Raw genomic sequence first — 21,754 nt, forward strand, 5'->3', positions numbered from 1 at the left:
TGGTATGAAGATCATCTTGAATATCATCTGGCTGGCTACTGGTGGCCTGGCCCTCGCACTGGGCTATTTCCTCCTCGGCATCCTGGCGTGCATCCCCGTCGTGACGATTCCTGCTGGCGTGGCCTCGATGCGCATGGCGAATTTCGCGCTGTGGCCTTTCGGGCGCTCCGTGATTCAGCCGGTGAAGGGCACTGGTGGCATGTCGAGGTTCTCTAATGTTGTCTGGTTCCTCGTGGCCGGCCTCTGGCTGGCTATCGGCCATGTGACCACCGCCGCGGCCCAGGCCGTGACCATCGTGGGGCTCCCAGTGGCGTGGGCAAACCTGAAGATGATTCCGGTGACCTGCTTCCCGTTCGGCCGCAAGATTGTCGATTCGGACGAGATTCCGTTCGGCTGGGAGTCGATGATCAAGCTCTAAAGATTTCCTCTCCGGTTGCGGGGTTGCCCGGGGTGTTTTAGTCTTCGGTGTCATGGGGGATTTAGAGACCTATTTCTCCTTCCGCAGCTCGGGGATGTCATTGGTGGAGCAAGCGGAAGGAGGCGAAAAGCACCTACGCGCACTCGGCGCTGCACCAGCCGATGCCGCCGAACTCGCACGCCTGCACCACGTCTACTTCGGGTCGACGAAGTTCACCGGGAAACAGCGCACCGCCCGCAACCGCGCCCTGGAACAACACCATGACCTAGCCACCCTCGCACTGATCGAGTCCTATACGGCACGGTTGAAGAATCAGCTGGACGCCTGGAACCTGCGCATCAAACTAGCTGGCACACCCGCCCACAACATCCCCGCCGTAGCGTCGAAAAAGCTCAAGGAGCTTAAGCCCAAGCGTGTGCCCAAGCCTGGGGTGCGCATGACCTACCGCAAAGAAGGCCCGCACTCGCTGACGATTACCGATAACCCACTGACCATCACCGAGATGCGCGGGGTCCTAGAATCGCTGAATCCCACCGACCTGTTGGATGCCTCGAAACAGGTCTTCTTTGAAAAATCCCACGGCGGAACCAAACCAGCTGTACTCACCAGCGTGGTTGTCACCTTGGATAAGCTCGACAAGATTGTTAGCGGCGACGGTGATGACATCGTGCTTGAGCTGACTAATGGCGGCCGGATGACCGGGCGGGAGTTTTTGACCTACAAGTTTGCCGAGATCGGTTACGTCACCCTCATCCACCCCACGATCGGGCCGGTGTGGTTGCACCGTATGAAGCGCTTGGCTGGGTTTGAGCAGCGCATGATGGCTAGTGCTGAGCATCCCACCTGTGCCAGGAAGGGATGTAATAAACCTGCTGATTATGCCCAGGTGCACCACCTCATCCCATGGAAAGCAGGAGGTACCACCGATCCGCCGAATCTGACAATGTTGTGTGCCTATCACAACGGTGTCAACGATGATGACCCGGATAAACCCACCGGGGCCGGCTACGTCTTCCGTCTTCGCGGCGAGGTGGACTACATCCCACCCTGGGGCGAACCAATCACCGCTCAAGTGGCATATCAAGCCGCGCAACGCGGACTCGGACCGCGTGGCGGGTGAACCGCCACCCAGCACAAAGGACACGCACCACCACGCGGACGCCCACAGGGCCTCCGCGGCGTTGGCGATCCCACATGCCGGTTGCGCGTTAAAACGGGTGAACCCCCGACCGTGGGGTCGGGGGAGACGTCGTCAAGCAGTGCTTAACGGTGGCTGCGGTACCAGCCAATCAGAGCATCGGTGGAGGCGTCACCGGAAGCAGCCTCCTCCTTGCCGGAGACAGCCGGTGCGAGGTCGTTAGCCTGCTGCTTGCCCAGCTCCACGCCCCACTGGTCGAAGGAGTTGATGTCCCAGATGATGCCCTCGGTGAACACGATGTGCTCGTAGAGCGCGATGAGTGCGCCGAGAGTCTGCGGGGTGAGCTCCTCTGCCAGGATGGTGGTGGTGGGACGGTTGCCCGGCATCACCTTGTGCGGGACCACGGCCGCGTCCACGCCCTCGGCCGCAATCTCTTCGGCGGTCTTGCCGAAGGCCAGAACCTTGGTCTGCGCGAAGAAGTTACCCATCAGCAGGTCATGCATCGAACCGGTTCCGTCCGAGGTGGGGAAGTCCTCCTTCGGGCGGGCAAAGCCGATGAAGTCCGCCGGGATGAGACGGGTGCCCTGGTGCATGAGCTGGAAGAAGGCGTGCTGGCCGTTGGTGCCCGGCTCGCCCCAGTAGATCTCGCCGGTGCCGGTGGTGACAGCGCTGCCGTCGCGGCGCACGGACTTGCCGTTGGACTCCATGGTCAGCTGCTGCAGGTAGGCCGGGAAGCGGCCGAGGTCCTGGGAGTAGGGCAGCACCGCGTGGGTCTGGGCGCCGAAGAAGTTGGAGTACCACACGCCCAGCAGGCCCATGAGGACCGGCACGTTCTGCTCCAGCGGGGTGGTGCGGAAGTGCTCATCCATGGCGTGGAAGCCCTCGAGGAAGCGCATGAAGTCCATCGGGCCGATGGTGCACATGAGGGACAGGCCGATAGCGGAATCGACGGAGTAGCGTCCGCCCACCCAGTTCCAGAAACCGAACATGTTCTGGGTATCGATGCCGAACTCGGCGACCTTCTCCGCGTTGGTGGAAACGGCCACGAAGTGCTTGGCCACGGCGGACTCGTCGCCATCGAACTGGTCAATGAGCCAGCGGCGCGCGGCGTGAGCGTTGGTGAGGGTCTCCTGGGTGGTGAAGGTCTTGGAGGCCACGATGAAGAGGGTGGAGCCGGCATCTAGGCCGTCGAGGGTGGCGGCCATATCGGCCGGGTCGACGTTGGAGACGAACTCCGCGCTGATACCCGCTACCTCGTAGGTGCGCAGGGCCTTGGCGGCCATGGCGGGGCCCAGATCGGAACCGCCGATGCCGATGTTGACCACCTTCTTGATGGTGTGGCCGGTGTGGCCCAGCCACTTGCCGGAGCGCAGAGCGGTGGCGAAGTCACGCATGCGGCCGAGTACCTCGTGGACATCGGCAGCCACGTCCTGCTCGTCGACGCTCAAGTCCTTGTCCACCGGCATGCGCAGCGCAGTGTGCAGGACGGCGCGATCCTCAGTGTTGTTGAGGTGCTCGCCGGCGAACATGGCGTCGCGACGGCCTTCGACGTCAGCTGCGCGGGCGAGGTCAACCAGCTTGGCCACGACGTCTTCATCGATGAGGTTCTTCGACAGGTCCACGTGCAGGCCCGCGGCGTCGAAGGAGTAGTCGGCGGCGCGGGAGGGAGAGTTGGCGAAGAGCTCACGCAGGTTGAAGTCCTTCTTTTCCTCGAAGAGCGAGGTGAGCGCGGCCCACTGCGGCTGTGCGGTGATGTCCATTGCAAAAGCCTTTCTGGCAGGTAGCAGACATGAAACTTACTCTGTCTACCGTAGTCCAGAATGTCGGAGTGCGCGGCGACGGGGCCGGGGAATCTTAGGCGTACAACTGGAGGTTGAACTGCTTCATGGTGTTGCCGATTTCCATGGCGCCTGCCTCGTAGCTATCTGGGTCATCGAGGACGTAGGACATCACGCCCACGGCGTAGAGCTCGCCGTTGATATAGGCGTAGACGGGGCCGCCGCTGTCACCTCGGTCGCTGTCGTTGCCGAAGGCAAACAACCCCTGGTCCTCTTGGCGTCCGATGTAGTTGCCGCAGGATACGCCGCGCGTGGAACCCGCGCGACAGATGGTGGGCTGGTCCAAATCAATCTGGTCCAACGTCATCCACCCAGCCAGCGGCGCATTGAGGGCCGGGGCAGTGGAGGCCTGGACATCGGGGTTGGAGATTTCGATGAGTGCGATGTCGGCGGAGTTGATCGTGTCCGTGTTGGTATTGCGGGCCTCGAGGACCATTTCACCGATCTTGACCTTGTTCTGTTCTTGGTCCTCGTAATAGAAGACGTCACCTTTGTCGCCGCAGTGCCCGGCGGTGAGAATGAAGAAGCGCTGCCCGTCACCGGCGAAGTGGCCCGCCGAGCACCGACCACCGTTGGAGTTGTTGTAGATTGCCACGCCCGGGGTCAGCACGCCGGCGTGCATGAAGTAGTCGGCGGCCTCCGGCTGGGCCAGATCCACCTGGGGCTCGGGGCGCTCGGCCTGCGGGATCTCCGTGGTGTTGTCCCACAGGGAGGAGCTATCGCGCACCTCGTTCGACCCGGCACCGCCACTATCCACACCGCCCTCGGCCCCCGTCGCCGGAGGAAGGGCCAAGGAGGTCGTAGAAATGCTGGTGCCGCCGGAGGAACTGGAACAGGACGCCAGAGAAAACGCAGCGGCCGCGGTGAGAAGAACCGCGGAGACACGAGAGAGAATACGCATAGGCTGAAGACTATCGCACGCCTGCCCAGCGCGCCGGGGTAGTAGGCGGATAAGCGCAGGCCTCGGGGATGGTTCCCCGGGGCATCAGGCGAGCTGGACTAGTTGTAGAGGGAAAGACCGTGCTGGTTCAGCGTGGTTCCTAGCTCCATGGCCAGGTGCATGGAGTCCACCTCTTCGATGTAGGCGGAGTAGACGCCGGCGGCGTAATACTTGCCGTCGACAAGCGCGTAGACAGCTCCACCGCTATCGCCCTTGGCGGCGTGGTTGGCAAAGTAGAAGCCGCCGACCTCGCGGTTGATGCCCAGGTAGTTGCCGCAGGAGAAACCCGTGGTCGAGCCGAGGCGGCAGATGGTGGGACGGGTGCGCTCCACTTCCTCGTTGGAGATCCACCCGGCAAGCTCGCCGTCCAGGTTGGGGGAGGAGTTGTACTTCGCGCGCGGGTTGGTGATTTCAATCAGGCCGATGTCGGAGGAGTTCACAAAGCCCTTCACGTTCGTGTTCTCCGTTTCCACTCGCATGGTACCGAAGGTGACGCGGCGGCCGGAATCACTGTTGTAATAAAAGGTGTCACCAGTGTTGCCGCAGTGCCCGGCGGTCACCACGAAGACGTGGCCTTCCTTGCCCGCGATGTGACCGGTGGAGCAGCGCATCCCCGTGCGCTTGTTGTAGATGGCGGTTCCCGGGGCCAGCTGACCGGCGTCCTTAAGACTCGGTGCCAGGCTGGAATCGGAACGGGTGACCACCGGGTCCGGCATTGAGCGCGGGAGCTTGAGCAGCTTCTGCGTTCCGTCCGCGGGGGACGTTGCGGTCTTGTCGGTCGCGGGGGCGCTGGCAAGCGCGTCCGAGTTGAAGCCCGGCACCACGGAGGGGCCGGAGCTAGACAGGAACCCTGCCTGCGGTGCGGAGACTTCACTGACGGTGGCGGCGGGGCCGGCGACGGTAAGTGCTGCAGTCAGCGCCGCAGCGGCGAGGGGAGAGAGAACGTGCGAAAGGAAGCTCATACCTGTGACATTAGGGTGAGAAACCGATGTTTGCCCAGGTAGCTGGATGTTTTGTGCTTCTTTTAAGGGCTGTGGCTGCTAGCTTTAGGAGGCTCTTAGAACCGCGGCCCGGTGGCTAAAATAGTTCAGACTTTGCCACAGGTTCGGTATGCGTGGGGGTAAAACCCCACCCCCTGCGCTCTTAGGTGTTATAGGCAAGACCCACCTAATTCATAGCTTCCGCGCACAGGAAGGGGCTAGCCCAGTTTGCCGCGGCCTAACCGCAGGAGCGCGGAGGCGATGGTGGGACCCTCTTCTCCCAGCTCATCGCGGAATTCGTTGAGGATAGCGATCTCCCGGGTGTGGACCAGGCGGGTGCCGCCGGAACTCATGCGCGTCTTACCTATTGTTCGGGAAACCTCAGTTCGGCGCTTCACCGCGTCCAAAATGACGCGGTCTAGGCGGTTGATCTCTTCGCGGTAGCGCTGAATCTCGGCGTCAGTGAGCGGATCTTCGGAGCCGGAGGGCATGCGGATATCCAGGCCATTGTCCACAACATTGGGGTCCTGGTGCGCGGGGTCTAAGCCCGCGTCTGCGGAGTGTGAAGAGCTCATGCCCTCAAATTCTGCCACCGCGTGCGCCAAAAGAAAATAGCGCTCTGTGGTTGCGGAATGTGGGCTGGTCAGGGGAGGTATGGAGGGAATGTCCGTGGGGGCTAGTAGGTTGGAGTGCATTATGAACAATGACTCTCCTTTTAGCCCCCGTCCGTCTTCTTCCCCGCGCCCTGTCAGTGAGCGCACTACGCCCGCTCCGGCGGGCACCGATCCCCTCCTGGAGGGGCTTAACCCGCAGCAGGAACAGGCGGTGACGCACTCCGGGACGCCACTGCTCATCGTGGCGGGCGCCGGGTCCGGCAAGACTGCCGTGCTGACCAGGCGCATTGCCTTCCTTATGCGCTCTCGCGGGGTGGCGCCGTGGCAGATTCTGGCCATTACCTTTACTAATAAGGCCGCGGCGGAGATGAAGGAGCGCGTGGGCCAGCTTGTTGGCCCGGTGGCGGAGCGGATGTGGGTGTCTACGTTCCACTCCATCTGCGTGCGCATTCTGCGCAACAACGCCCAGCTGGTGCCAGGGCTTAATACCAACTTCACTATCTATGACGGCGATGATGCCCGCCGGTTGCTCACCATGATTGCTAAGGACATGCAGCTGGATTTGAAGAAGTTCTCAGCGCGCGTGCTGGCCAATCAGATTTCTAATCGGAAGAATGAGCTCATTTCGCCGGAGGAGGCTCGCGCGGAGGCGGAGAAGACGAAGAACCCGTTTGAGCTCACAGTGGCGAACGTCTTCGCGGAATACCAGCGCCGCCTGCGGGCGGCCAACGCCGTGGACTTCGATGATCTCATTGGTGAGGTGGTTCGCATCTTCACCCAGCACCCGGAGGTCGTGGACTTTTATCGGCGCCGCTTCAAGCACGTGCTTATCGACGAATACCAGGACACCAACCACGCCCAGTACGCACTTGTCTCCGCCCTCGTGGGTAGGGGAGAGCTGCCGGCGGATGCGCCGGAGCTGTGTGTTGTGGGTGATTCGGACCAATCCATCTACGCTTTCCGTGGCGCGACCATCCGCAACATTCAGGAGTTCGAGCGCGACTATCCGCAGGCGCATACCATTTTGCTGGAGCAGAACTACCGCTCCACGCAGACCATCCTGAATGCCGCGAATGCCGTGATTGCAAAGAACGAGGGGCGGCGCGAGAAGAACCTGTGGACCGCGCACGGCGAGGGCGCAAAGATCGTGGGCTACGTGGCTGACAATGAGCACGATGAGGCCCGCTTTATCGCCTCGGAGATCGATTCGCTGACGGATTCCGGCAGGAATTACTCCGATATTGCGATCATGTACCGCACCAACAACGCCTCCCGCGCGCTGGAGGATATCTTCGTGCGCTCCGGTATTCCTTACAAGGTGGTGGGCGGCACGCGCTTCTATGAGCGCCGCGAGATTAGGGACTTGGTGGCCTACCTGCGCATCATGGATAACCCCGATGACACGGTGAGCCTGCGGCGTATCATCAACGTGCCCAAGCGGGCCATTGGTGACAAGGCCCAGGCGCAGATCGCGTTGCACGCGGAGAACTTGGGTGTGAGCTTCGGGGCGGCGTTGCGGGATGCCGCCGCCGGGAACGTGGCCGGCCTGGGAACGCGCGCGGTCAATGCCGTGTCCAAGTTCAACGAAATGATGGAGGGTGTGCGCGCGCAGGTGCCGGGGATGATCAATGAGGTCACCGGCCAGCCGGACTTGGGGGAGCTGCTCAACGCTGTGCTCGACGCTACCGGCTACCGCGCGGAGCTGGAGAAGTCGAACGACCCGCAGGATGGGTCGCGCTTGGACAACCTCAATGAGCTGGTATCCGTGGCCCGGGAGTTTAGCTCGGATGCGGCCAACCAGATGGCGTTTACCGGCGCCGACGCGGAGGAGAACCCAGAACTAGCAGAAGGTGAGGCTGCGCCCGGTTCGCTGCAGGCCTTCTTGGAGAAGGTGTCGCTGGTGGCGGATGCGGACCAGATCCCGGATAACGAGTCTGGGGTGGTTACGCTCATGACGCTGCACACCGCCAAGGGGCTCGAGTTTCCCGTCGTCTTCCTGACCGGCTGGGAGGACGGGCAGTTCCCGCACATGCGGTCCCTGGGGGATCCCAAGGAGCTGAGTGAGGAGCGTCGTCTGGCCTACGTGGGCATTACCCGTGCACGCGAGCAGCTTTACCTCACGCGCGCCATCCTTCGCTCGTCGTGGGGCAATCCGGTGACGAATCCGGCCAGTCGCTTCCTCGGCGAGGTCCCGGAAGACCTCATCGACTGGCGCCGCGAAGAACCAGATAGCTCGCTGTCGAGCGCGTGGGGTGGAGATGACTCCTACCAGTACGGCCGCACGTATGGCTCCGACTGGTCCGGCTGGGGGTCAAAGTCCCGCGGCGGCTACTCGCAGGGCGCTGCGTCTTCCCCTTCGCAGCGCGCCCGCAAGGCGCCGAAGGCAACCTCCATGCCGAAGAACAACCACCTCAACTTGGTGGTGGGGGACCGTGTCAACCACGCGAAGTACGGGTTAGGCACGGTCATTGAAGCCTCCGGTACCGGCGCGCGGGCGACGGTGACCGTGGACTTCGGCTCGGCGGGCAAGGTGCGGCTGATGCTCATCGGCGGCGTGCCGATGGAAAAGCTCTAGCGCCTGCCCGCCACAGCCGCGGAGCGCTAGACGCTGATGCCGCGCTCTTCAAACCAACCCACCGGGTCGACGGCCTGGCCGCCGCCCGGGTGTACCTCGAAGTGCAGGTGCGGGCCGGTGGAGTGGCCCTCGTTGCCGATGACGGAAATCTGGTCGCCGGCCTTAACCTGGTCGCCGACGTTGACCAAGAGCTGATCACTGGGCATGTGGCCGTAGACGGTGATGGTGCCGTCGTCGTGCTGGATGCGGATCCAGTTGCCAAAGCCCTGTGCTGCCCCGGAGGAGATGACCTCTCCATCCATGACGGCGTAAATAGGCGTGCCGACTGGGTTGGCTACATCGATGCCGTTGTGGAACGAGCCCCAACGCGGGCCAAAGCCAGACGTGAAGGTTCCGGAGGTCGGGAATACCACGGTATTACCGTTCGCATCCTGGCCGCGAGTAGGCGTGAGGCCGGAGTGATCACCCTGCGGGGCGAAGGCCTCGGCGAGACCAGGAATGCTCGAAGGATCGAGGACGATTTCGAAGCCGTCCTGCGTGGTGTTGATCTCTGGGGTGGAGGCCCCGTTGAGAACGCCGGCCGTCGAAACGAGCAGCCCGGAGAATGCTTTGAAGAGGTCGGCCTTGGAGTCTTCCTTGACTTCGATGTCGTCGGTGGTGGGCCCCTGGGAGGACCCATCGGAGACATCCACGCTTGCTGCCGGTTCGGCGGCGAACGCTGGGGTCGTCACGGTGGCGGTGGTGACCGCCACGGCGGCGAGTGCGCTAAGCGTGCGCTTCATAACTTCACGTCCTTAAGTCCTGCTGTAGCTTGCTTGTGCCGACGTATGCGGCAGGCGAGCGATAGGGTGCGGCCATAACAGTCGCGGTGAGCCTCGTGGCCTGCGACACGCCGGTGCGGATGCAGCCAAGTGCCGAGGTTCTGGGGCAACGAGATACAAACTATCCCGAGCTATCACCCCGCGCAATCCGTAAAATTGCAGGTAAATACAGGTATTGTTCGAAAAGTTATCGAACATCCCAGCGTGTTACGCGTGTGAAAGAAGCGAAAAGTGTTACGGGGGTAAAGTGGTGGCTTAGAGAATGGGGGTAGGTTGTGGGGGTGCCTCAATAGCGAACGCCTCGGCCACCATCAGGTGCGCCGAGGCGAAAAGCTCCTTAAGTCAACGACCTGCTTTCGCTGCGATCCCGAGCAGTAAGTGCTGCTCCTTCGCGCGTGTGATTCACGGCAGCGGCAAGTGCAGCAGCCACCAGCGGTACGAGGAGTACGGCGAGGAAGGACCACCAGTCCGGCACAAAGTAATCCTGCCCGCGCAGTGCATAGGGCGGCGGATCAAGGAGGTAGCGCGGGTTATCGGAGAAGACATACGTGCCAATGTGGCCAGCCAGCACACCGAAGAGCATGCTTGCCGTGGCCACCAGCCAGGTCTGCCATGCCGACACCCGTGACATGAGCCCCGGGTCGGCGCCGATGGACTGGAACACGTTGTTCTCCTGGCGCATGCTCGTCGCGGCATTGGCGATGATGAGCGCCAGAACCACCAAGCAGACCACACCCATGCCGAGGGCGGGGTAGAAGCGAACGTCCTCAACGGGACCTGAGGCCCAGGCAAGGTAGTACTGGGACTGGGAGGCTTGGGCGGCGGCGTCGCTAAGCTCTTCGCGCATCGTGTTATCCGGAACGTCGTTAAAAGCAATAGCGCGCCCCTCATAGAACGGTTCCATTCCCAGGGCCTCGCCTGCCTGCGGGCTGATGAGCACAATGTCACGTGCCATGGTGGGCAAAGCCTCGGCGATGGGGAGGTCGGCAGACCGTGTGTCGCTCTTTGCGGTGGCTGAAGAATCCTCGAATGTGTCCACGGTCACCGTGCCTTCAGTGTGCGTGCCGACATGAGAATTGTGGGCAAGTACGATGCCACCGGCATCGAGTGTGCGGGCAGCGGCCTGGCGGTCCTCTTCGGTATCGAACTGCCACAGGTCTAGCTGCGAGGAATCAGCCTGGATGAGGCGGGTATCAGAGATCATCGAGTTACTGACGAACGATGTCATCATCTCGTGTGCGCACTCCTCGCGCGCTTCCTCCGATTCATCGGTGCGCCGTCCTTGCGAGTCGATGAACACGGCCCTTTCAACCGGAACGGTGATATCAACCTGCTCGCACTCAAAATCAAACTCGGTGCTGAGGTCGTAGACCTCTCGATCTTCTTCCGACCAGAAGTAAACCCCATGGGACGGGTACGTGTAATAGGGGTGAATGGAGCCTGGGGCGGTGTCGATGACGGCGTCGGCAGCTGCGCGCTCCGCCTCGGTCGATTCCTTCACAGGATCGCCATACGTTTCACTCTGGATGAGCGCCGAGGTCCTCGGCATGATGATCTGCTCTTCGGCACGGTGCTTGGCGTCCGCGGTCATGGTGGACACGCCGAACACTGTTGCCACGAAAGAGACAGCAACAATGGCGATGGCCGTCGGCAACGCATGCATGCTGCGGCGGGTCAGGCTGCGACCTGCAAGGCGGAGCGTCAAAGGCCCGCGTCGGGCAATCTTTGAGCAGAGGAAAACCAGTGCGGGGGCGGAGCCGGCGATGGCGATCATGCCGAAGAGCACAATGAGGGCGGAAAACGTCCTGCCCAGTGGAGTGAAGCTGAGGAGCAATAAGAGCGGCAACGCCACAGGGCCGATGGCCATCCATGGCCGGAAGCGCAGTAGACGGTCGGGAGCGCCGCCCTGAATAGCCGCGGCCAAGGCGCTGCGTTGAGCCAGCCATGCCGGGACGATGGACACCACCACTGATCCCACGACCGCGACGAGCCACGCGATGATGCACTCGGCCCATGGCACGTGGACAGGGAAGTCCGGATAACGTGCAGTCCACGCCGGCCATACGACGCCCAAGCCGAGCACCAAGCCGATTGTGGCGCCTAGGACGCCCATGAAGAAACCGTAGGCCATAACCGCCAGCATGATGTGGCGCGGCATTGCTCCTTGACTGGACATGAGTGCGTAAAGGCGTGTGTTGCGCCCCATGGCGAGCGTGAATACAGGAGCGAGAAGGAAAAGAATGAGGAGGCCCGCGATGATATAGACACTGGCGAAGGACACGAAGAACACGATGGCTTCCAGTGCGTCCCCGGGGCTGGGCGTGTTTTCTTGGGCTGGGAGTGATTCGCTTAGTTCGGGGCCCCACAGGTCGAGTCCTTGCTGCGCGGCGGCGTCTTCCATCTCAGAGGTGAGCTGGACATCGCCGTTGATGGCCCACGTCGTGCTGACAGATGTGTGATCCGGGGGATCTCCTAAGGCAGGGGCGGTGACGAAATCGAAATTATCTGGCCCGATGGCGGCTACGGTGGCGTGGCGCTCGCCGTCGATGGACCGCCCCAGGAACGTCACGGTATCGCCCACCTGGGCATCGAGCTCGCGGGCAGAGCTGCGGGATAGGACGATCTCGTTCGGCCCAAGCCCCAGTTTGTCGACGACCTCCCTGGCCTTCTCCGGTGGATTCTCTGCATCAAACTGCACCAGCCAGGAACTGGTTGACCGGTCGCCTACGAGCACCGACGTGTTGTCGAAGCTGGTGATAGGTGAGACGGTTGTTCCTTCGGGGAGAATCTCAGCCGCGAGCTCGGGAACATCGGCGTTGGTGGTCTCCTTCTGGTCGCTGAGGACCTGGACGCTGCGATCAGGTGACAGAAGGAAAGTATTGAACGTGGAGGATGCCTGGAACAAGGAGAATCCCACCACGAGCGCGACCGGTAAAGCAATGAGGATGACCGCCGCGCACGTGCGCCACGGGTGGCGCCAGAGGTCACGTCGTGTTGGGCGGGTGGCAGCATTAATGGCTGACATGTTAACGCGCCTCCTCACCGGTCAGGCGCCCATCGCGGACCATGACTACGCGGTCGGCCCAGCCGGCGAAACGCGGCTCGTGAGTGACTAGAAGTCCGGAAGCGCCGGCGTCGATACGCGCACGTAGGACCTTCATGATGTCTTCGCCCGTCGAGGTGTCCAGGGCGCCTGTGGGCTCATCGGCGAGCAGTACCTTACGCGGTCCGATGAGAGCGCGCGCAATGGCCACGCGCTGGGCCTGGCCGCCGGAGATTTCCTCAGGGAAGCGGTCAATGGTGCCATCGAGGCCGACCTCGCTGAGAGCTTCCTCAGCAGCCTCGCGGCACTGCGCAGGTGACAGGCCATCCAGCTCAAGAGGCAAAGAGACGTTCTCGCCGACGGTCAGGGAAGACACCAGATTGAAGTGTTGAAACACGAGGCCCAGGTGACGGCGGCGAGCGATAGCGGCCTTGGCTTTGGAAAGTTCGGAGGCATCGGCGCCGTCGAGAAGCACGCGTCCCGATGTCGGAGGCTGAAGCAAGCCCGCGACGTTGAGCAGCGTGGACTTGCCGGAGCCAGAAGGTCCCATGACGGCCACTAACTCGCCTGGGTGCAGTTGGAGGTTGACGGAATCCAGGGCAGTGACCTGGCGAGCTCCGCTGCCGAAGACGCAGGTAATGTTGTCCAGCTCGAGCGGGAAAGGACGGTGCTCAGATGCGGGCATGGAATCGGGGGTCATCGCGGATCCTCCTCGGTTGTGGTGGTTGGGTTTGCTAGGGATTCCACGCGGTCAAGCCAGCGTGAGAGAGATTCCAGGTCGAAGATGTGGCGCTCTACGGCCAGACGCTGGGCGCTACGCTCCGCAGGAAGTTCGGAGATTTGGCGGTTAAGTTCGCGCAGTTGGCGCACGGTGGCGAAGCGCTGGGCGTCGAGGACAGCGATGACGTCGACATCGGAGCGCTGGGCGGCCAGGGTGACTTTCAGGACAAGCTCATCGCGTTCGATCGCGGGCTTGTGTGCGGGGCTGGTCCACCAGGCTTCAAGTTCCTCACGTCCGGCGTCGGTAATGGCATAGCTTGTGGCGCGGCGCCCAGTGGGGCCGGTGAGTTCCCCGGCGTTGGCGATGAGTCCATCGCGTTCCAGGCGGCTGAGGGTCTGGGCAACCTGGCCCATGTTGAGCGGCCAGAGTTCGTCGAAGGACTCGGCGAAGCGATTCTTGATGTGGCTGGCGGTGGCTGGGCCGTCACTGAGCAGCGCGAGCACGGAATGCTTGGTGGACATGGTCACCTCCCGGCGGGGAGAAAGGAAGGAAGTCAGAATGGTGCATACCGGGTAAGTTACCCGGTAACCTTTGGGGTAGTCAACGGCTTGCAGGGGGAGTCGGGGGTGGTGAGGTTACGCGAAAGGCGGCGCAGAACCGAAGCTCTGCGCCGCCTTTCGCGGGTTAAGAAGGTGCTAAAGAATAGTGCGTTTAGACGTTGATGCCGCGCTCTGCCAGCCACGGCACCGGGTCGACGGCACCGTCGCCAGTCGGGTGAATCTCGAAGTGCAGGTGGGAGCCGGTGGAAAAGCCCAAGGACCCCATGCCGGCAATCTTCTGGCCGGCGTGGACGCGTTCGCCCACGGCGACGTCGAGAGTCTGCATGTGGCCGTACACGCTCATGGCGCCGTCATCGTGCTTGATGCGGATCCACTGACCGTAGCCGGAGGCCGGGCCGGAATCGATGACGGTGCCGTCCATGACGGCGAGGATCGGGGTGCCCGGGGTGTTCGCGATGTCGATGCCGGAGTGGAAAGAGCCCCAGCGCGGGCTGAAGCCGGAAGTGAAGGCACCTTCGGCCGGGCGGGCGACGGAGGGGGCGCGGTTGGCCTCGTCGGCGGCAGCGCGTGCGTCGGCAGCCTGAATGGCCTTGTCCAGCTGCGCGTTCAGGTCAGTAACCGGCTTGGCTTCCGCGATGGCGAGGATCTGCGGGGCCGCGTCCTCGATGGCGGTCTGAGCGTCCTTGATGGGGTCGACATCGGCCTTCAAGGCGTAGTCAACCGACTGGGCTTTGGTCTCGCCCGCGTTGTCAGACTGGATGGTGCCAGCAGTGGCACCGCCTACGCCGGCGGAGGATACGGCGCCCGCGGCGATGGTGACGACCGCTAGGCGCCCCTTTGCCGTCTGCGAGGTGGTGATCTTGCGGTGGCGTGCTGCGCTCCGCTGAGTCTTGCTTCGCATTACTCTTCTTCCATCTTCATTCACCATCGTCCACACCGGATGAAGTGTTACGTTCTCGCCCGGTTGGTTATCCGATTGTGACCTTCTTGTTACCAACGAGATGTAACAGTAGCGTCTCAGAAATGGTTGAGCAAGCCAGATTGCAGTTTTTCTTTGCGATGTGCTGCAAATCCTAGCAAAGACGGTACTACTGGGTATTTCTGTGAACTGTGTTATTTCTGCGCCGATAGACTGCAAGCGACTTTGGCGAAAGCTGAGAGATTGAATTCTCAAGCTAAGAATTTTCCTGTGTGGCGGGGCTTATCTGCACCTTTTCAGGCGGGTGCTCGCCGCGCCACCCTCGTCCTACTGGCACCGCGTGGCAAAGTGGACGCCGATGAATAAGAACAGGAGCCCTCAGTCACGGTCGTCGTCGCGGCCCCGCGCTCAGGTGCGGGGGCATGGAGAACGCGTCGGGCACGCCGACCGGAGCGCGCCGGCTGCCCGCCGCGAGCGCCGAGATTCCGCTCAAAGGATTAAAGGAGCGGAGACCGCCCGGGCGCAAGCGCGTCGCGCATCAGGTCCGACCACGCCACTCGGCCGCCTGCGTCGAATGAGTGCGGTCGTCGCCGTGCCCAACCTGGTGGTCGTGCTGGGCATTCTCGTCGTGGCGCTGGCAGCGCTTTTGCTCTCCAGCTCTCCCATGGCCTGGTTGCCCACCGTTGTCGGCGAAGCCTGGATGGTGTTTAACTTGGCACCGATTCGTGCCGGGGGCATAGATCTGGGCATTGTCCCGGCGCTGCCGGCGCTGTTGCTGGCGTGGCTGGTGGGCCGCCGCGTGCGCGCGGCGGTGAAAGACAAGGTCAGCATCAATGACCTGATGGTTCTAGCAGCTTGTGTGTTCGCCGTTCCCTTCGTCCTTACTTCTATTGCCTGGTTCATGTTGTGGGACGCGGGCAAGGTTTATGACGTGTCCCCACCGGGATACCTGTCGGTTCTGCCGCGAATGCTGCTCTTGCATGCCGCGGCGCTGGTCTACGGCATGGGAACGCGCTTGTGGAAAGCCCTGGCTAAGCGCAGCGGGGTGCCGCGCGTGCTGGTCGACGCCGCCCGGATCGGCTTCAACTACTTGGGCGCCCTGTGTGCGGTGGGCCTTGTGCTCACCCTGATCCTGTGGATTGCCGGCTGGTCGCGACAGTCGGAGATGCTGGCTAGCTACCCGCACCTCGATGCTCTGGGCACTATTGGCTTGGTGCTTATCAGCCTGTGCTACCTGCCCAACGCGGCGGTGTCTACGGCTGCCGTGCTGAGCGGTTCGGAGTTGCACGTGGGGCCGGATACCAGCGTCAGCCTCTTTAGCGGGCACATGACGCCGCTGCCGCCGCTGCCGCTGATGGCGGCCATTCCGCCTTCGGTGAGCCCGTGGGGCATCGCGCTGTTCGTGGTGCCCGGACTGGCGGCGGTATATGTCTTTGCACGTCAGCGTTCCCGGGTGACCTTCACCGTGGCTGCCGTGGCAACCGTGGCGTGCGCGCTGGCCGCGCTTGTCGTGGTGTTTGCGACCTCTGGCGAGCTGGGAATCTACGGCTACACCGGACCCGAGCTCCTTAGCGCCGTGGGACTTATCGCCCTGTGGTGCTTGGTGGCCGGTGCCGGGTTCGCCGCGGCCAACGCACTCACCGCATGGCGTGCGCGGCGCGCGGCGGCAGCGGAAGTGGATTCTGAACCAGCCGACGCGGAGGCTCACGAGGCTGAGCCGGCGGCCGCCGTGCCCGCGTCGGAGGGCGAGGTTGCCGAGGTCATCGACGCCGAGACTGTCGACGCCGAGACGTCCGGCACTGGCGATGCTGACGACGCCGCTGCAGAAGGCGCTGCTGACGATTCTGCAGACGCGGTGGTCGAGGAGGATAGCGCCGAAGAAGCCGAGGTAGGGGAGACCGCGGCGGCTGCGGTCCCGGTGTCCCACATGGTGGCTGCCGAAGTCGATACTGATGCTGACACAGAAGACGACACTGCTGCCGACACTGATGTCGGCATAGAAGACGACGAAGAAGCGTCCGAAAAGGTGCCGGAGAGCGAAGAAAAAGACACGTAAATTCCGCGCGGCGGTGCTCACCGGCTAGGCTGTAGCGCGTGACTACACCGCACCAGCCCTCCGCTTCTGCCCGCTTGAACGTCGTGGTCCTCGTTTCTGGGACCGGTTCTTTGCTCCAGGCCATCCTCGATGGCCAGGATGAGAACTACCGCGTGGTGAAGGTTGTGGCGGATGTGCCGTGTATGGGGGTGGAACGCGCGGCGTCGGCAAGCATTGCCACCGAAGTGGTGGAGATGGGTGCTGACCGCGCCGAATGGAACCAACGTCTGGTTGCTGCAGTTGCTGCTGCGCAGCCAGACGTTGTTGTTTCTGCGGGCTTCATGAAGATTCTGGGACAGGACTTCCTGGACCGCTTCGAAGGTCGCACCATCAACACGCATCCGGCCCTGCTACCCGCCTTCAAGGGCGCGCACGGTGTGCGCGATGCGCTGGCCTACGGTGCCAAGGTCACAGGCTCCACCGTCCACTTTGTGGATGCCGGCGTGGATACCGGCTCCATCATTGCCCAAGAACCCGTGCGAATCCTGGCTGAGGACGACGAAGCCAGCCTGCACGAGCGCATCAAAGTGGTCGAGAGAGAACTCATTGTCGCAGTCCTGCGCGCCACCCGCGTGCAGGGTACAGCACTTAGCATCCAGCTCTAACAACCTCAGGAAGGCTTAACGTCCCCACACCATGAGCGAAGACCGTAAGAACATCAAGCGCGCCCTGATTAGCGTCTACGACAAGACCGGTTTGGAGGACCTTGCCCGGGCCCTCGATACGGCTGGCGTGGAGATTGTCTCCACCGGTTCCACCGCGAAGAAGATTGCGGACTTGGGCATTGAGGTCACCCCGGTAGAAAAGCTCACCGGCTTCCCGGAGTGCCTCGAGGGCCGCGTGAAGACCCTGCACCCGCGCGTGCATGCGGGCATCCTGGCGGATACCCGCAAGGAAGACCACCTCAACCAGCTGGCTGAGCTGGAGGTCGAGCCCTTCCAGCTCGTCGTAGTGAACCTGTACCCGTTCCGTGAGACGGTTGCCTCCGGTGCGGACTTCGACGGCTGCGTGGAGCAGATCGACATCGGCGGCCCGTCCATGGTGCGCGCGGCTGCGAAGAACCACCCGTCTGTGGCAGTCGTCGTGGACCCGTCCCGCTACGGCGATGTGGCTGAGGCCGTGGCCAACGGTGGTTTCACCCTGGAGGAGCGCCGTGGCTTGGCTCGTGATGCCTTCCTGCACACTGCAGATTATGACGCCGCTGTCTCCTCTTGGTTTGTGGAGCAGCTCAGCGAGGGCGAGGTGACCACTCCGCTGCGCTATGGCGAGAACTCTCACCAGTCCGCGACCGTGACCCGCATCGGTACTACCGGTCTGGCCAACGCGACGCAGTTCAACGGCAAGGAAATGAGCTACAACAACTACCAGGATGCCGACGCCGCGTGGCGCGCCGCCTGGGACCATGAGCGCCCGTGCGTGGCAATCATCAAGCACGCCAACCCGTGCGGCATTGCGGTATCTGAGGAGTCCATTGCGGCTGCCCACCGCGCGGCACATGCCTGCGACCCGATGTCCGCCTTCGGCGGCGTCATCGCCGTGAATCGTGAGGTCACCGTGGAGATGGCCGAGCAGGTCAAGGAAATCTTCACCGAGGTCATCGTGGCTCCCTCCTACGAGGAGGGCGCCATTGAGGTGCTCAAGGCCAAGAAGAATTTGCGCGTGCTGCAGGCAGAACATGAAGCACCGGCGGAGGAAGTGAAGTTCATCTCCGGCGGCATGCTCACCCAAGAACCGGATACCTACCAGGCAGAGGGCGATAACCCGGCCAACTGGACCCTGGCTGCCGGCGAGGCCCTGAATGAGTCCGACTTGGCCCAGCTCGAGTTCGCCTGGCGCGCTGTGCGCGCGGTAAAGTCCAACGCCATCCTGCTGGCCAAGGACAACGCCACCGTGGGCGTGGGCATGGGCCAGGTCAACCGCGTGGATTCGGCCAAGCTCGCCGTCGAGCGCGCGAACACGCTGGCCGAAGGCGCCAACCGCACCGAGGGCTCCTTCGCCGCCTCCGACGCCTTCTTCCCGTTCGCCGATGGCCTCGAGGTGCTCCTCGACGCCGGCATCAAGGCCGTGGTCCAGCCGGGTGGCTCCATCCGTGACGAAGAGGTCATCGAGGCCGCCAACAAGGCAGGCGTGACCATGTACTTCACCGGTACCCGCCACTTCTTCCACTAAGGCTTGAGGCCAGCTGAAGAAAGTAACCTAAAGGCCGCCCTGCGCAGTGCGCAAGGCGGCCTTTTTAGGTGCTGGATGGCTGTATCCGGGGCCCGATGGTGGGCTAAGACTCAGGGCCTAGAGCACGTGGAGGGAGGCCACGGCGAAGCCGGAGTCTTCCACGGGATTGCCGTCGGAGTCCTTGTACGTGAAGGTAAAGCTCAAATCAGTGTGGCCGTTGACATCGATGGGCATCTTCAGCGCCTCGTCAGCGCTGACCTCGAAGGTGTTGAGCTCTTCGCCGTCAGGGGTGTTGATGTTGACCGTGGCGGTCTGGGCGTCCTGATTTACGCGGTCATCCACGAAGCCATAGACGGCAATGAGCTGGCTGGCGTCGTCGGTCAGCTTTACCTCGGCAACGTTGGTGCTGCCGCCCTGAGACACGTAGGAATCGGGGAACTCAATTCCGGAAATGGTGACGGGCCCCGGATTCAAATCCGTATTGATGCTGCCGTGCATGGTCAAGGGTGAGCCCTCAACCGTGGTCGTGGACTGCTGCGCCGACGAGGCAGACGAGTCTGCCGCAGAGCCCGAGCCGGAAGAATCGCGTCCCCAGATGAACCAGGCGCCCACGCCCAGAACGATGGCGAGGACCACCAGGATGGCCAGAAGGGCGCCGATCGCCGCGCTGAAGCGGCCATTGCCTTTCGCTGGTGTAGCGGTAGGGCCCTGCTGCGGGCGGCCCGAAGCCGGGTTAGGAGGCGGCGGTGTCGGCTGGCCGCCGGGCTGCGCCGGTGCGCCACCAAACGCGGGCCGGGAGTTCGCACCACCCGGACGCGCGCCGAACGGCGGCTGGTTACCCGCGCCACCGAACTGCGCACCGCCGCCCACGCCAGACGACGGGCCCGGAGAACCAAACCCGGAGGAGGGGGAACCAAACCCGGACGGGTTGCCGCGATTGTTCGAAGAGGAGCCCGACGGGCCGGAAGGAAACGTCATGAGAGAAAGAACACCTTTCCGCAAGTGAGGGTCTGTCCCTAACAACTTAAACCGAAAACCCACCCGCGTGTGCACCACGGGCGAAAATAAGGGGCATTCCCCGTGCGCTGCCGGTGGCTTAGGGAGCACGCGACGGCGCGCAGTATCTTAGGAGTAGAGACAAGCCCACAGCGAACATGGAGGACTCGGTGACTGATCCATTCCACAACCAAGGATTCGGCTCGCCCCGCCCGCAAGGATGGGGCGACAACGCCGCGCCGCGCAATCAGGAGACCCACCCTGAAACTGCGGACTTTGAGGCAGCGCCGCCCACCCAGCAGCGCCCCAGCACCTACGCGAGTAGCGAGCCCCAGTATTCCAACCCATTTGCCGGCAACGGTGGTCAGTCGCTGCAGCCGGAGTACAACCAGCCCTCCGGGCAGCAGCCCGGCGGCGCCTACCCCTCCGGCTACGCGCAGGGCGGGCCGTCGGGTGAGGGCCCGGGCAACGGCGGCAAGGCGGTGCTCATCGGCGTGCTGATCCTCGCCGTGCTTTTGGTCATTGCGGCACTGGCCTACATCGTCTTCTTCAAGAGCTCTGGCACCGATGAGGCAGCGCCCGCCCAGACGAGCACCGCGGCGGAGGCCACCGGCCAAGCCCAGGAATCGGCCGCTGCCACCACAGAGGAAGCCACCGCGTCCTCGGAGGCACCGGCCACGACCTCCACGGCGAAAAAGCGCCCGGAGCACCCGCAGCTGCCCAGCGGCGCGGTGCCAGTCAACGACGCCGCGCGCAACAACGAGCCGGCCGGCAACTTCAACAGCGTCTACCGCGACTCCGTCCTGACCACGGCGCCGTTTGCGGAGGTCGTGCGTGATGAATACGTCAAGCACTACCTAGAGACCCGGGAGCTCAACGCCACCATCGACGCCTATAGTCCGATCACAAAAATCACCTACACGATGACCTGTGCGGATAACGGGGAATTCGTCACCTGCAAGGGTGGCAACAATGCGATTGTGTACATCCTCTAATGCGCGCCCTACCGAATTCGCCGCGGGCGAAGAAGCACACAACCGTTGTCGCTGCAGCTGCCGCAGCGGCGCTGCTCAGCGCGTGCACCATCGGCGATGTCTCCGCACCGGCGCCGGCGTCTGACTCGGAGGCCGCCGGGCCGGAGCCCACGCTGTCCTCCAGCGCCTCTGCCGCACCGACCGCCCCCACAACGCATCCGGAGGACACCCCAGTGAGCACCGCACGCACGCCCCAGGAAGCCATTGAGGCCATCGTGGCCGACAACCCAGGCACCGGGATAGCGGTAGCGGGTGGAGGCGAGGTCGTTAGCGCGGGCGTTACACAGCCCGTAGCGGCGTGGTCGACGGCGAAGGTGCCGCTAGCCATCGCCGCGGAGCGCGCCGGGGTGGCGGACCCTGAGGTCGTATCGCGGGCCATTACCTTCTCCGATAACGCGGCCGCCGATACGCTATGGACTAGCCTTGGGGGCGGCCAGCAGGCGGCACAGGCAACCCAAGCCATCATCGGTACGGCCACGGTTCCGGCCACGCCGCCGCGCGAAGGTTTTAGCGCCTTCGGCCAAACCCAGTGGTCGGTGGCAGACCAGGCGGAGTTTGCGGCCTCCCTGGGGTGCCTCGACGGCGCTGAGCCCGTCCTGGCGGCCATGGGAGATGCCGATCCTGCGCAGGCCTACGGCCTGAGCACCCTCGAAGGCGCGCTGAAGAAGGGCGGCTGGGGTCCCAGCGCCGACGGGGGATATGAGGCCCGGCAGATGGGGCTGGTTACCTTGAGCGGCAAGACCGTCGCCGTGGCCATCTACGCCAAGGCGCCCACAGGGGACTACGGCCAGGCGCAACAGATGCTCACGCGGCTTGCCGAGCAGCTGGCGGCTGCCGACGTCACCTGGCCTGAGGCCGACTGTCACCAGGCAGCGGTGTAGGCCGCTGCCTTC

General features: G+C 63.3%; 18 protein-coding genes. 8 read left to right on the top strand and 10 right to left on the bottom strand.

Features of this window, described 5'->3' with window-relative positions; genetic code table 11:
• Positions 1-4: 4 nt before the first annotated feature.
• Entirely contained in the window at positions 5-418 is a 414-nt protein-coding gene (locus ACKFR8_RS00355) for a YccF domain-containing protein (protein ID WP_296134456.1), read from the top strand.
• A 52-nt stretch (positions 419-470) separates the two neighbouring features.
• Positions 471-1,538 carry an HNH endonuclease signature motif containing protein gene (locus tag ACKFR8_RS00360; RefSeq protein ID WP_408930272.1) on the top strand — a complete coding sequence of 356 codons (1,068 nt, stop codon included), beginning with the start codon at positions 471-473 and terminating at the stop codon, positions 1,536-1,538.
• Positions 1,539-1,681: 143 nt separating this feature from the next.
• Here ACKFR8_RS00360 and pgi read toward each other — a convergent pair whose 3' ends face one another.
• From pgi to ACKFR8_RS00380, 4 genes are all read right to left on the bottom strand, one after another.
• Positions 1,682-3,316 carry a glucose-6-phosphate isomerase gene (gene pgi / locus ACKFR8_RS00365; protein WP_408930273.1) on the bottom strand — a complete coding sequence of 545 codons (1,635 nt, stop codon included), beginning with the start codon at positions 3,314-3,316 and terminating at the stop codon, positions 1,682-1,684.
• Positions 3,317-3,410: 94 nt separating this feature from the next.
• On the bottom strand, positions 3,411-4,295 hold the full coding sequence (locus ACKFR8_RS00370; protein ID WP_408930274.1) for a trypsin-like serine protease: 885 nt from the start codon (positions 4,293-4,295) through the stop codon (positions 3,411-3,413).
• A 98-nt stretch (positions 4,296-4,393) separates the two neighbouring features.
• Positions 4,394-5,296 (bottom strand): hypothetical protein, encoded by a 903-nt coding sequence (locus ACKFR8_RS00375; protein WP_408930275.1) that lies wholly within the window; start codon positions 5,294-5,296, stop codon positions 4,394-4,396.
• A 236-nt stretch (positions 5,297-5,532) separates the two neighbouring features.
• On the bottom strand, positions 5,533-5,889 hold the full coding sequence (locus tag ACKFR8_RS00380) for a chorismate mutase (RefSeq protein ID WP_296133664.1): 357 nt from the start codon (positions 5,887-5,889) through the stop codon (positions 5,533-5,535).
• A 121-nt stretch (positions 5,890-6,010) separates the two neighbouring features.
• Between ACKFR8_RS00380 and pcrA the strand changes: the two genes are divergently transcribed.
• On the top strand, positions 6,011-8,503 hold the full coding sequence (pcrA, locus tag ACKFR8_RS00385) for a DNA helicase PcrA (protein WP_408930276.1): 2,493 nt from the start codon (positions 6,011-6,013) through the stop codon (positions 8,501-8,503).
• 26 nt (positions 8,504-8,529) lie between these two features.
• On the opposite strand, the gene ACKFR8_RS00390 is transcribed toward pcrA, so the two are convergent.
• From ACKFR8_RS00390 to ACKFR8_RS00410, 5 genes are all read right to left on the bottom strand, one after another.
• A complete protein-coding gene (locus tag ACKFR8_RS00390) occupies positions 8,530-9,285 on the bottom strand; it encodes a M23 family metallopeptidase (RefSeq protein WP_296133660.1) in 756 nt (251 codons plus the stop codon).
• A 376-nt stretch (positions 9,286-9,661) separates the two neighbouring features.
• On the bottom strand, positions 9,662-12,349 hold the full coding sequence (locus tag ACKFR8_RS00395; RefSeq protein WP_408930277.1) for an ABC transporter permease: 2,688 nt from the start codon (positions 12,347-12,349) through the stop codon (positions 9,662-9,664).
• A 1-nt stretch (position 12,350) separates the two neighbouring features.
• On the bottom strand, positions 12,351-13,067 hold the full coding sequence (locus ACKFR8_RS00400; RefSeq protein ID WP_296133657.1) for an ABC transporter ATP-binding protein: 717 nt from the start codon (positions 13,065-13,067) through the stop codon (positions 12,351-12,353).
• Entirely contained in the window at positions 13,064-13,609 is a 546-nt protein-coding gene (locus ACKFR8_RS00405; protein WP_408930278.1) for a PadR family transcriptional regulator, read from the bottom strand. Before ACKFR8_RS00405 ends, ACKFR8_RS00400 begins: the two co-directional genes overlap by 4 nt.
• Before the next feature lie 190 nt (positions 13,610-13,799).
• The gene (locus ACKFR8_RS00410) at positions 13,800-14,549 is read right to left on the bottom strand and encodes a M23 family metallopeptidase (RefSeq protein WP_408930279.1); all 750 of its coding nucleotides are present in this window, start codon (positions 14,547-14,549) and stop codon (positions 13,800-13,802) included.
• 592 nt (positions 14,550-15,141) lie between these two features.
• Here ACKFR8_RS00410 and ACKFR8_RS00415 point away from each other — a divergent pair.
• From ACKFR8_RS00415 to purH, 3 genes are read left to right on the top strand one after another with little or no spacing between them, the layout of a single operon-like run.
• Positions 15,142-16,623, top strand: coding sequence for a cell division protein PerM (locus tag ACKFR8_RS00415; protein WP_408930280.1), 1,482 nt, complete (start codon positions 15,142-15,144; stop codon positions 16,621-16,623).
• Positions 16,624-16,661: 38 nt separating this feature from the next.
• Positions 16,662-17,267 carry a phosphoribosylglycinamide formyltransferase gene (gene purN, locus ACKFR8_RS00420; protein ID WP_296133651.1) on the top strand — a complete coding sequence of 202 codons (606 nt, stop codon included), beginning with the start codon at positions 16,662-16,664 and terminating at the stop codon, positions 17,265-17,267.
• 31 nt (positions 17,268-17,298) lie between these two features.
• Complete coding sequence (gene purH, locus ACKFR8_RS00425; RefSeq protein WP_408930281.1) at positions 17,299-18,831, top strand: bifunctional phosphoribosylaminoimidazolecarboxamide formyltransferase/IMP cyclohydrolase; 1,533 nt, start codon at positions 17,299-17,301, stop codon at positions 18,829-18,831.
• A 117-nt stretch (positions 18,832-18,948) separates the two neighbouring features.
• Here the strand turns inward: purH and ACKFR8_RS00430 are convergent, their stop codons facing one another.
• Positions 18,949-19,809 carry a hypothetical protein gene (locus ACKFR8_RS00430; protein ID WP_408930282.1) on the bottom strand — a complete coding sequence of 287 codons (861 nt, stop codon included), beginning with the start codon at positions 19,807-19,809 and terminating at the stop codon, positions 18,949-18,951.
• 188 nt (positions 19,810-19,997) lie between these two features.
• On the opposite strand from ACKFR8_RS00430, the gene ACKFR8_RS00435 reads away from it, so the two are divergent.
• Both ACKFR8_RS00435 and ACKFR8_RS00440 read left to right on the top strand, forming a co-directional pair.
• The gene (locus ACKFR8_RS00435; protein ID WP_296133646.1) at positions 19,998-20,822 is read left to right on the top strand and encodes a hypothetical protein; all 825 of its coding nucleotides are present in this window, start codon (positions 19,998-20,000) and stop codon (positions 20,820-20,822) included.
• Positions 20,822-21,742, top strand: coding sequence for a hypothetical protein (locus ACKFR8_RS00440; RefSeq protein ID WP_296133643.1), 921 nt, complete (start codon positions 20,822-20,824; stop codon positions 21,740-21,742). Before ACKFR8_RS00435 ends, ACKFR8_RS00440 begins: the two co-directional genes overlap by 1 nt.
• Positions 21,743-21,754 lie beyond the last annotated feature (12 nt).

The organism is Corynebacterium axilliensis, assembly GCF_046097495.1.
GTDB lineage: Bacteria > Actinomycetota > Actinomycetes > Mycobacteriales > Mycobacteriaceae > Corynebacterium.

What these genes read in the sequence shown, in the direction of transcription:
- ACKFR8_RS00355 (WP_296134456.1), top strand. Translation starts at nt 5, where the DNA reads ATGAAGATCATCTTGAATATCATCTGGCTGGCTACTGGTGGCCTGGCC.
- ACKFR8_RS00360 (WP_408930272.1), top strand. Translation starts at nt 471, where the DNA reads ATGGGGGATTTAGAGACCTATTTCTCCTTCCGCAGCTCGGGGATGTCA.
- pgi (WP_408930273.1), bottom strand. Translation starts at nt 3,316, where the DNA reads ATGGACATCACCGCACAGCCGCAGTGGGCCGCGCTCACCTCGCTCTTC.
- ACKFR8_RS00370 (WP_408930274.1), bottom strand. Translation starts at nt 4,295, where the DNA reads ATGCGTATTCTCTCTCGTGTCTCCGCGGTTCTTCTCACCGCGGCCGCT.
- ACKFR8_RS00375 (WP_408930275.1), bottom strand. Translation starts at nt 5,296, where the DNA reads ATGAGCTTCCTTTCGCACGTTCTCTCTCCCCTCGCCGCTGCGGCGCTG.
- ACKFR8_RS00380 (WP_296133664.1), bottom strand. Translation starts at nt 5,889, where the DNA reads ATGAGCTCTTCACACTCCGCAGACGCGGGCTTAGACCCCGCGCACCAG.
- pcrA (WP_408930276.1), top strand. Translation starts at nt 6,011, where the DNA reads ATGAACAATGACTCTCCTTTTAGCCCCCGTCCGTCTTCTTCCCCGCGC.
- ACKFR8_RS00390 (WP_296133660.1), bottom strand. Translation starts at nt 9,285, where the DNA reads ATGAAGCGCACGCTTAGCGCACTCGCCGCCGTGGCGGTCACCACCGCC.
- ACKFR8_RS00395 (WP_408930277.1), bottom strand. Translation starts at nt 12,349, where the DNA reads ATGTCAGCCATTAATGCTGCCACCCGCCCAACACGACGTGACCTCTGG.
- ACKFR8_RS00400 (WP_296133657.1), bottom strand. Translation starts at nt 13,067, where the DNA reads ATGACCCCCGATTCCATGCCCGCATCTGAGCACCGTCCTTTCCCGCTC.
- ACKFR8_RS00405 (WP_408930278.1), bottom strand. Translation starts at nt 13,609, where the DNA reads ATGTCCACCAAGCATTCCGTGCTCGCGCTGCTCAGTGACGGCCCAGCC.
- ACKFR8_RS00410 (WP_408930279.1), bottom strand. Translation starts at nt 14,549, where the DNA reads ATGCGAAGCAAGACTCAGCGGAGCGCAGCACGCCACCGCAAGATCACC.
- ACKFR8_RS00415 (WP_408930280.1), top strand. Translation starts at nt 15,142, where the DNA reads ATGAGTGCGGTCGTCGCCGTGCCCAACCTGGTGGTCGTGCTGGGCATT.
- purH (WP_408930281.1), top strand. Translation starts at nt 17,299, where the DNA reads ATGAGCGAAGACCGTAAGAACATCAAGCGCGCCCTGATTAGCGTCTAC.
- ACKFR8_RS00430 (WP_408930282.1), bottom strand. Translation starts at nt 19,809, where the DNA reads ATGACGTTTCCTTCCGGCCCGTCGGGCTCCTCTTCGAACAATCGCGGC.
- ACKFR8_RS00440 (WP_296133643.1), top strand. Translation starts at nt 20,822, where the DNA reads ATGCGCGCCCTACCGAATTCGCCGCGGGCGAAGAAGCACACAACCGTT.